Origin of the sequence: Nostoc sp., from assembly GCF_036917155.1 — a bacterium.
In the GTDB taxonomy this organism is placed as follows: Bacteria; Cyanobacteriota; Cyanobacteriia; order Cyanobacteriales; family Nostocaceae; genus Nostoc.
The window spans coordinates 1-9418 of sequence record NZ_JBALDZ010000214.1 but is presented as its reverse complement, the minus strand read 5'-3'; the positions used below and the strand labels follow the sequence as shown (position 1 = coordinate 9418).

The 9418-nt window shown below is 44.1% G+C and carries 6 protein-coding genes; 3 read left to right on the top strand and 3 right to left on the bottom strand.

The genetic code is table 11. The features are described from left to right. Together V7K67_RS27895 and recR are read left to right on the top strand one after the other, a co-directional pair. Positions 1 to 119 (top strand): photosystem II protein D1 (locus V7K67_RS27895; RefSeq protein ID WP_334733730.1); only part of this gene is annotated, 119 nt, incomplete at its 5' end. Positions 120 to 481: 362 nt separating this feature from the next. Then, on the top strand, positions 482 to 1039 hold the full coding sequence (recR, locus tag V7K67_RS27890) for a recombination mediator RecR (RefSeq protein ID WP_334733728.1): 558 nt from the start codon (positions 482 to 484) through the stop codon (positions 1037 to 1039). 75 nt (positions 1040 to 1114) lie between these two features. On the opposite strand, the gene V7K67_RS27885 is transcribed toward recR, so the two are convergent. The 3 genes from V7K67_RS27885 to V7K67_RS27875 form a co-directional block, all read right to left on the bottom strand. Beyond that, positions 1115 to 4354, bottom strand: a complete 3240-nt coding sequence (locus V7K67_RS27885) for a PAS domain-containing protein (RefSeq protein WP_335169327.1) — start codon at positions 4352 to 4354, stop codon at positions 1115 to 1117. Positions 4355 to 4689: 335 nt separating this feature from the next. Then, complete coding sequence (locus V7K67_RS27880; RefSeq protein WP_334734023.1) at positions 4690 to 6639, bottom strand: amino acid transporter; 1950 nt, start codon at positions 6637 to 6639, stop codon at positions 4690 to 4692. A 380-nt stretch (positions 6640 to 7019) separates the two neighbouring features. After that, positions 7020 to 7892: a phosphodiester glycosidase family protein gene (locus V7K67_RS27875; RefSeq protein ID WP_334706457.1), complete on the bottom strand. Its 873-nt coding sequence runs from the start codon at positions 7890 to 7892 to the stop codon at positions 7020 to 7022. A 282-nt stretch (positions 7893 to 8174) separates the two neighbouring features. Here V7K67_RS27875 and V7K67_RS27870 point away from each other — a divergent pair, with 282 nt between their 5' ends. Beyond that, positions 8175 to 9299: a site-2 protease family protein gene (locus V7K67_RS27870; RefSeq protein WP_334734024.1), complete on the top strand. Its 1125-nt coding sequence runs from the start codon at positions 8175 to 8177 to the stop codon at positions 9297 to 9299. The last annotated feature ends 119 nt before the right edge of the window (positions 9300 to 9418 follow it).

Genomic DNA, 9418 nt, shown 5'->3' with positions numbered 1-9418 from the left:
ACCGCGCTAACCTGGGTATGGAAGTAATGCACGAGCGTAACGCTCACAACTTCCCTCTAGATTTGGCGGCTGGTGATGTTGCTCCTGTAGCTCTTACCGCTCCTGCTATCAACGGTTAATTCTCTAGTTTCGCTAAATTAAAAAGCGCTCTCCTGATTAGGAGGGCGCTTTTTGTTTAAATATTCGTACTTTTAAAATGCAGATTTGGATGATTTAACAAAGTACCGTGGGTTTAAGTCCCCCGGTTCAATAACCGGTAAGTTTTGGGTCGGGGTCTAAATCCCCGTCACAAAACTTACTTGCGACTTGCGACTTGCGACTTGCGACTTGTTTTAACGCAGTTTTTACACAGCTTCCATAATAAACGCTATACCAGAGAGATGGAAGTAACCGAAAAATGTCATCATTATAGTTAAGATAAAAATATTTTGGAGACAAGACAACGGTTTACGCACGCCCTTTAGCACGGTTAATTGAGCAATTGCAACGCCTACCGGGAGTTGGTCCCAAATCCGCCCAAAGACTGGCTTTGCATATTTTGAAGCGACCAGAAGCAGAAGTAGAAGCTTTGGCACAAGCTTTAATTGAGGCAAAAAAACAGATAGGCTTGTGTTCTGTTTGCTTCCACTTATCTGCTGAACCTGTTTGTGAAATTTGCCGCAATGCCAATCGTGACAACAACACTATCTGTGTTGTGGCAGATCCTCGTGATGTGATTGCGCTGGAAAAAACCCGCGAATACAAGGGTAAGTATCACGTTTTGGGCGGGGTGATTTCGCCAATTGATGGAATTGGCCCAGAGCAGTTGACTATACTGGCTTTACAGCGCCGGGTGAGTCAGCAAAAGCCGCAAGAAGTAATTCTCGCAATTAGTCCGAGTGTCGAAGGGGAGACAACAACCCTATATATCGGTCAACTACTTAAACCATTTACGAAGGTAACGCGGATTGCTTTTGGTTTACCTGTGGGTGGCGATTTAGAGTACGCAGATGAAGTAACTTTGGCGAGGGCGTTGGAAGGACGCCGGGAATTAGAATGAACCTTCTGATAGTGTATTTTTTATAACCCAATACGGTTTGGTTCAGCCTAAAATCCAATGAACAGAAATAGAGTTTTAGTCATGATTTTGCCCTAGTAAATCTGCAATTGAGGTGAGTAATTCAGTTGGTTGTACTGGTTTGGCAATGTGTTTCTGAAAACCAGCTGCTAAGACTCGATCGCGATCGCTTTCTCCAGCATAGGCGGTAAGAGCGATCACTGGAATTTCCCCACCCTTCTCTTTGGGCATGGCTCTGAGCAGCTTAATTAGGCTGTAGCCATCTATTTCTGGCATTCCTAAATCACTGATTAATAAATTAGGTGCAGTCTGTGCTATAATGCCTATCGCCTCATTTACAGATGCCGCAGCAGTTATCAATGCCCCATTCTGTTGTAGCAAGAAGTGCAGAAACTCCCGTGTGTCAACATCATCATCAACAATCAATATTCGTAGTCCACGGAGAAGTGATGAGTTTAATTTCTCCCCTACTTCCCTTACTCCCACTGCTCCCTCAGTTTCCTTCATCACGGGCAGTCTAATAGTAAAAACTGCTCCCTGTCCAATTCCTGGACTAGTTGCTGTTGCGGTACCACCATGCAACTCTACTAAGTGATGAACTATGGCCAATCCCAATCCCAGTCCCCCAAATTTCCTGGTTGTGCTGCTATCAGCTTGACGAAAATATTCAAATACGTGGGGTAGAAATTCAGGGGAAATACCTTGACCTGTGTCTTTAACTTGAATTAGTGCTGAGTCGGAAGTAAATTCACGACTCAATGATAGGCTAACTTCCACTGAACCACGAGAGGGAGTAAACTTGACTGCGTTCGAGAGTAAATTCCCTACAACTTGCTGTAAGCGATTATAGTCGCCTAACACTTTACCAACATTGGGGTCAACCTGTACTTGAATCTGGATAGATTTGGTTTCGGCGATTAACCTGACTGTCTCCAATGCAGCATCAATTACAGCTACCAGGTTAACAGTGGCAAAAGTCAGGTTCAACTTACCGCGAATAATTCGAGATACATCTAGCAACTCATCAATTAATTGAATCTGCAATTGAGCATTTCTTTCGATGGTTTCTAAAGCACGATTGGTAGTAGCTTCATCAAATTTGCGGCTTTTGAGTAGCGATGACCAGCCTAAAATCGGGTTAAGGGGCGATCGCAATTCATGAGAAAGAATGGCGAGAAACTCATCTTTATTTCGGTTTGCCTGTTTGAGTTCCTCTGCTTGTTGCCTGAGTGCCTTTTCTAATTGCTTCCTGGGGGTTAGGTCAAGAATAAAACAGATCCAAGACGCGGGATCTCGCTCCACTAAGGCACCACCAATTAATATAGGAATACGGCAACCATCCTTGCGAATGTATTCTTTTTCAAAGGGAGTACATATCCCAACCGTTAAAAGTTGTTCTAGTCCTTGCCGATCAAGAGCGTGATATTCAGGTGGGGTCATGTTTTGTCTGCGTAATTTACCCGCTAATAGTTCCTCTCGCGTATAACCCACCATTTCTAAAAAAGCTTCGTTCGCCTCAGTAATGTAATCAGGAGTGGCGAACATAATACCAATAATGTTGGAATCAACTAACCGCCTTAATTGAGTTTCGCGCTGGCGCAAATCATTTTCTACCTGTTTGCGCTGGGTAATATCCTGAGTAGTACCCATCATCCGTACTGCCTGACCCTGGGCATCATAAAAGACTCGACCTTTAGCAGCAATCCAATGAATACTACCATCAGACCAAAGGATGCGGTATTCTATGTCACAGTCAACCTTTTCTTCAATAGAGTGGGCAATCGCTTCATGAATGCATTGGCGATCTTCTGGATGTACACAGTTGAGGAAAATCTCAAAGCTGATTTCGGCTTCTAAGAACATTCCAAACAGCTGCTTACATTTCTCTGTCCAAATTACCTCGTTGGTGGTGATATTCCAAAACCACATACCCAGTTCAGCAGCATTAGTAGCCAACCGAATCCGTTCTTCACTCTCACGCAGATTTGTTTCAATTTGCTGGCGTTCCTGTAGCGCCGCTTGCTGTTCGGTAATATCAGTACTAGCACCAACTACCCTAACTACCTGACCATTTGCATCCCGGACTGCAAACCCTTGGTCTTCCACCCACAAATAGCGGCCATCTTGGTGACGCACTCGATACTCAATGCGATAACGGTTTCCATTGGCCATACTAGCGATGAATTGGTCGTTAACTCTTTGTTGGTCATCGGGGTGGATACGTTCTTGCCACCACTCGAAGGTAGGTTCAGTTTCTTGTTGTGTGTAGCCAAAAACCTGGGTTAGACCCTGAGTTCTTTCCACAGTATTTCTCCCAATCTCCCAGTCATAGATTAGGCAATTAACCGCCGCCGCTGCTAACTCAAACCTTTCATTACTTTGTCGTAGGGAAATTTCTATATGTCGTCGCTCTGTAATATCAAAAGCGATCCCCAAAAGATATTGCGGCAATCCATCAGCAGTTCTACTGTGCAAAGTGTCATAGCTACAAAACCAGCGCCATTCTCCATTGGCGTGTCGAATCCGGTATTCAAAGCTGAGGACTTCACCTTGACGAACAGAATTAAATTTTTCAAGATAGCTAGGGAGTCGAGCCAAATCTTCAGGGTGTAGAAGCTGGGTAAAATCCTTTCCCATTGCCTGGATTTCGGCTGGTGTATAGCCCCAGCTTTGAGCAATTTCATAATTGACGTAAGAATTTCGCTGCTCAATTAGATCATAAATGTAGAGTATCCCTGCAAGAGTGCCAGCAATTTGTTGAAACAGACGGTGACTATCCCAAAGTATCTGAAATTCATCTGTATCAACTCGTTGAGTATCTGGTTCACAATTAGCATTCTGCTCAAGCTGGGCGTCCTTAGATTCCGTAATATCTGAAAAAGTTGTGACGATCGCATAGAGATTGCTTCCTTCTGCTTGAAACAGAGGTTGAGAGGAAAACAATAGCCAGGCTAGCTCACCATTTGGTTTATAAAAGCCACACACCACATTTAAACAAGGTTTACCTGTACTTTGGGTAACACTTATAGGGTGAGTTTCACTGAGTAAAGGAGTGCCATCTTCATGAATAAATTGCCACTTGGGATCGAGCAAATTTTGTCCCACAAGTTTTTCTGCGGTTAGTCCCAAAATGCGATCGCCAGCGGCATTACAAGCCTGGATAGTGCCATCAGCCAACTGAAGCACCATTCCCTCTTCTCCACTGGCGACTAGTGAATAATTGGTTTTTTTACTAACTTGCCGATGCATCAGCTTGTCATTAGCCAGCTGGTTCTGGGACTTTTCCGCGTCTGGCATTAGAGTTAATCTAAGATTCAGCGGCTCATACTTACATAAATTTTAGGGCAATTTCTTCCACCTTGAGGCTGAAGCTGCGATCGCTACTCCTATCACTAATTTATTTGCTGCACTCTTAGCAGACAAGGGAACAACGAGAAAAAAGAACTCTGTTAACGAAACAGTGCTGAGTGATTTTAATTATCATGCACTAAGTACTCAGAACTCAGCACGGGCTAAACGCCGCGCTACCGCTAACAGCACTCTTAAATCTTATAGACTTAGGGAACTTACGCAGAAAATTAAACTCAGAACTCACACTCAGCACTCAGCAATCTTAAATCAGCACTCCGAAATCAACCCCCAACATGAATACCAGGTCGCATTTGGGGATTCTTTTCAGCACGGCGGAGGACTTCACGGGTAACTACAGCAATGTCACCTTCACCAAACAAGATAAAACGCAGTAAGTATTGTATGGGATTTCCCTCAACCCAGCCGAAGTAAGCATGGGGAATCTTACCTGTTTGGTCACGAATATAGAGTAGTAAAGCTGCGATCGCATTCGGTACTGCTGCACTCTCAGCCCGAAGAATGCGATAATCACCAACTTGCACCCCTTTGACTACGATCGCATCCGCAAATTCCGAAGCATCTGATACATGAACCTCTAGAAACAGAATTGGATCGTTGGGTGGAATATGGTTGTCCTCGCGCACCTCTTTCTCTTTCATAAAATACTCTAGGACATCGCCTGTGTTCAAGCGGTTTGCAATTAGCCGTATTGCTCCCTGGCTCTCTTCGGCAAGGAATTGGGCAGCAAGTTCGTCAACTTCGATTCGTTCTGCTCGCAGTTCCGTTGAACGCCAAACACGAGAAACTAGGGAGGTAAAAATGATCGCACCGATGAAAAACCCAGCGATCCTAATCCCTTCTGGTCTTTCGATGATATTGACAATGGTGGTATATAAAAATAACAGTGTAATGATTCCAAAAACGAGTTTGGCCCGCTTCTGTCTATGACGGTGAGCGGATAGGGTGACGGCAAAGGCGGCTGAGGTGATTAACACAAGTACACCAGTTGCGTAAGCCCCACCTTGGGCTTCTACACTTGCTCTAAAGATAATTGTGACAACAAAAGCGATCGCTGTGTAGACTAACACCAAAGGTCGCGTTGCTCGTGCCCAATTGGGTGCCATACCATAGCGTGGTAGGTAGCGAGGCACAATATTCAACAGCCCTGCCATTGCAGACGCACCGGCAAACCACAAAATAGAAATAGTACTTAAATCGTAAATAGTGCCAAAGGCATTGCCTAAATGAAGATGTGCTAAATAAGCAAGGGCCCGTCCGTTGGCTTTGCCTCCAGATGCAAACTCTGCGGTTGGAATCAGTAAAGTAGTTATAAAGCTGGTGGTAAGCAAAAAGAAGCTCATAATCAGCGCAGCAGTGGTAAGCAGCTTGCGTGTATTCCGAATCCGCCCTTTGGGATGCTGTGGAGTGCTGTTATTGCTGCCTTTTACCAGGGGCATAACGGTAACACCAGTCTCAAAACCTGACAATCCCAGTGCTAGTTTGGGGAATATAAGCAGAGAGATACCAATTAATATTAAAGGGTTGGAATGGTGTGCAAAAAGTGCAGTTTGCCAGTTCGCGATCGCTTCTGGGTGAGCTAGAATCTGATACAGACCGACGCTAACGACAATAAAGTTTAACAGCAGATAAGCTGCCACTAAAACTACTGCAATTCCAATGGCTTCTCGGAAACCTCTCAAGAAAACTGCACCTAGTAATGCAACTAATATTAGAGTAACTGCGATCGTCTGATTGTGAAGCCAAGTTGGCGTTAGCGGATTTTCGATGATATGGGCAGTAGCATCAGCAGCTGACAAAGTAATGGTAATAATAAAGTCAGTTGCCACAAAGCCAAGTAAGCACAGCACAAGTAATTTACCTTGCCACCAGGGGAGCAAACGCTCTAACATTGCGATCGACCCTTCACCATGAGGGCTTTCAGCAGCAATGCGCCGATAGATTGGCAATGCTCCAAAGAGCGTCAGCAAAACCAGAATTAGGGTAGCTATAGGAGAAAGAGCGCCAGCCGCCAGTGCTGCAATCCCAGGTTGATAACCAAGGGTCGAGAAATAATCTACACCAGTCAAGCACATTACCTGCCACCAAGAATGCTGGCGATGTGGTTCTTCTTTGCGGTAAGGTCCTTCTTTCTCTCGTCGTCGGTCTTCTTCAAGCAACCAGCGAATTAACTGGCTACCGAGCCGTTTTGTTGAAACAATTGAATTAGCCATCAAATACGGTTGTGTTGCAAAAGTCGGCTTTGTGATTTTTTAAGCCTTCGTAGTTTATTTAAATTTTTAACTACAAAGATATAGCACTATATATTGTAGGTTAAGCATCCTATCCGATTTATAAAATATATAGTAGCTGCTCGTAGTCGTCTAGCGTATCAAGAGAAATTGCAACTCCTGGTATGGGAAGAGTCAATACTGTATCCGTATATTTTCGGCTTAACGCTTTCGCACTCTCAGCATTTTCAAGCCGTATCAGTTCTAAAATAAGGGCGATGCTAAATCAGGTGGGTACATAATTAACAAGTCTGCACTAAAAGATTGTAGCGGCGATCGCTTTTCAGCAAGAGCGCCTTCCACGAGGTAATATTATCTATTTTTTAAGCACTAGGTATTATGGGGCGATCGCCTTTCTGAAACCTCACCCATGACTGTTGCAAATCAGCAGGAGCAGGATTCTTGCCATCATAAACAACAATCACATTAGTTAGTGGGCGTCCGGCGGGGACTAAAATTTTACCATTAGCAGCAAAGGCTTTCGATGCACCACCATCTAAGTTCATCGCTTCGTGACAGCCGATCGCTTTCATCACCTGCGCTTCTTGCTGTAAAGTTAGACCACTATCAAAATTTATCAAAAATAGCTTTTTACCATCAGCAGGAAACCCGATCGCAGTTCGTGCGCCGGTACCTAAAACATGAGGATCTTTAAATCCCTCAATATCCGGCTTCAGCCAAATTTGTCCCTGTCTCAACAGTCGAGGCCCGCAGGTGATAGACAACCAATGTTGATTCCATTGCGGTTTACCATCAACCCGTGCTGTCAACATTTCTGGTTTGTTGCCAACTCGTAACCCCAGAGTAGTACCAAAATTTTCCCACTGGCTGTATTTGAGGAATCTCCCTGCCGCTACCATATTACCCATCACTGTTTTCTGGGAATTCTTGGCAAAAAAAGTACCATTAGCAACGACAGCAGCACGATGACGAGCCACTAGGTTATTAAATTCTTCATCACCACTAGTTTTTTGATTAGTATTAGCCAAAGTTGCATTATTCGCTAAACCAATAGTAATGAAAGTTTTGGGGTCAGTGAGGTCAATAATAGTTTGATAAAAAGAAAAACCATTTACCTTACCCCTCTTCACTTGTACAGTTTGGGCGGCTGCGGGAAGTGCCAATGTTAATCCTTGTGCCAAGACAGCACCTCCTAAAAACAAAAAAGACCGCCGGCAGATTTTGGAACTTGGCATAATCAACCCTTCAATATATCGTTTTTATTAGGATGCCCAAATTCTTGGATAATTTTGCCCAGCAAACACTCATGTTATGGGGAGCAGAGGAGAAGTTGCAGTAAGTTTTTCCCCTCCGCACCTCTGCCTCTTGTGCCCCATGCCCCATGACTAATAACCACACCTTTACGGACGGAGACCACTACCATCACGAAGATTAAAATCTCTTAACCTTTCGTTACACTAAAGACATCGAGAAGGAAGAAAGCAAACCTCTCGAAGCTGAAATCAAAGGTGAACGACATGAATGGCACAATTCGCGTTGGTAATCTCTTCGGAATTCCCTTCTATATCCATCCGTCATGGTTTTTAGTTCTGGGTTTGGTAACTTGGAGCTATAGTAGTGGACTGGCGGCGCAATTTCCCCAATTATCTGCGGGATTAGCTTTGCTACTAGGATTGATGACAGCGCTGATGTTATTTGCCTCTGTCGTCGCCCATGAATTAGGCCACAGTTTCGTTGCCATTGGTCAGGGAATCGATGTCAAATCCATCACACTGTTTATATTTGGCGGTTTGGCTAGCTTAGAAAAAGAGTCGAAAACTCCAGGTGAAGCTTTTTGGGTAGCGATCGCTGGGCCAATGGTAAGTTTACTACTATGCGGTATCGTTACAGCGATTGGTGTTACTACTGCTGTATCAGGCCCATTAGCTGCAATTCTTGGTGTTCTAGCTTCTGTTAACTTGGCATTAGCCCTATTTAACCTGATTCCTGGCTTGCCCTTAGATGGCGGAAATATACTGAAAGCCATCGTTTGGAAAATTACAGGTAATCCTTATAAAGGTGTAACCTTTGCTAGCCGAGTCGGTCAAATCTTTGGTTGGGTAGCAATTCTTTCAGGTGTACTTCCCCTACTATTATTTGGCAACTCCGGTAACTTCTGGAACTTGTTAATTGGCTTCTTCTTGTTGCAAAATGCTGGTAATTCGGCTCAATTTGCCAGAGTGCAAGAAAAACTCACAGGTTTGACAGCCGAAGATGCCGTAACTCATGATAGCCCGATTGTATCTGCTAGTCTTACCCTGAGAGAGTTTGCTGATGAGCGAGTCATCAGTGGGCAAAACTGGCATCGGTTCTTAGTAACAGATGATGATGGACAATTAGTAGGTGCGATCGCAATTGATAATTTACGAACCATCCCCACAGCACTGTGGTCAGAAACTCAAGTCAAAGAAGTTATGCGACCAATTGCCGAGTCTACCACAGTCCAATCCGATCAACCTCTGCTGGAAGTTATGCAGTTACTCGAACAACAAAAATTATCTGTGCTTCCCGTAGTTCGTGAAAATGGTGTCCTAGTTGGAATCTTAGAAAAAGCTGCAATTATCCAGCTACTTCAAAGCCGAACCCAACCTAATCCTGCATAGTTGTCTGCTATATAAATACTAGACTTGTCTAGACATTTACTTCTTACTTCAACGGGAGCATGGGAGCAGTTATCCCTCAGTAAGCTTTCACGATGAAGCCAACCGTGATAAATTAATTG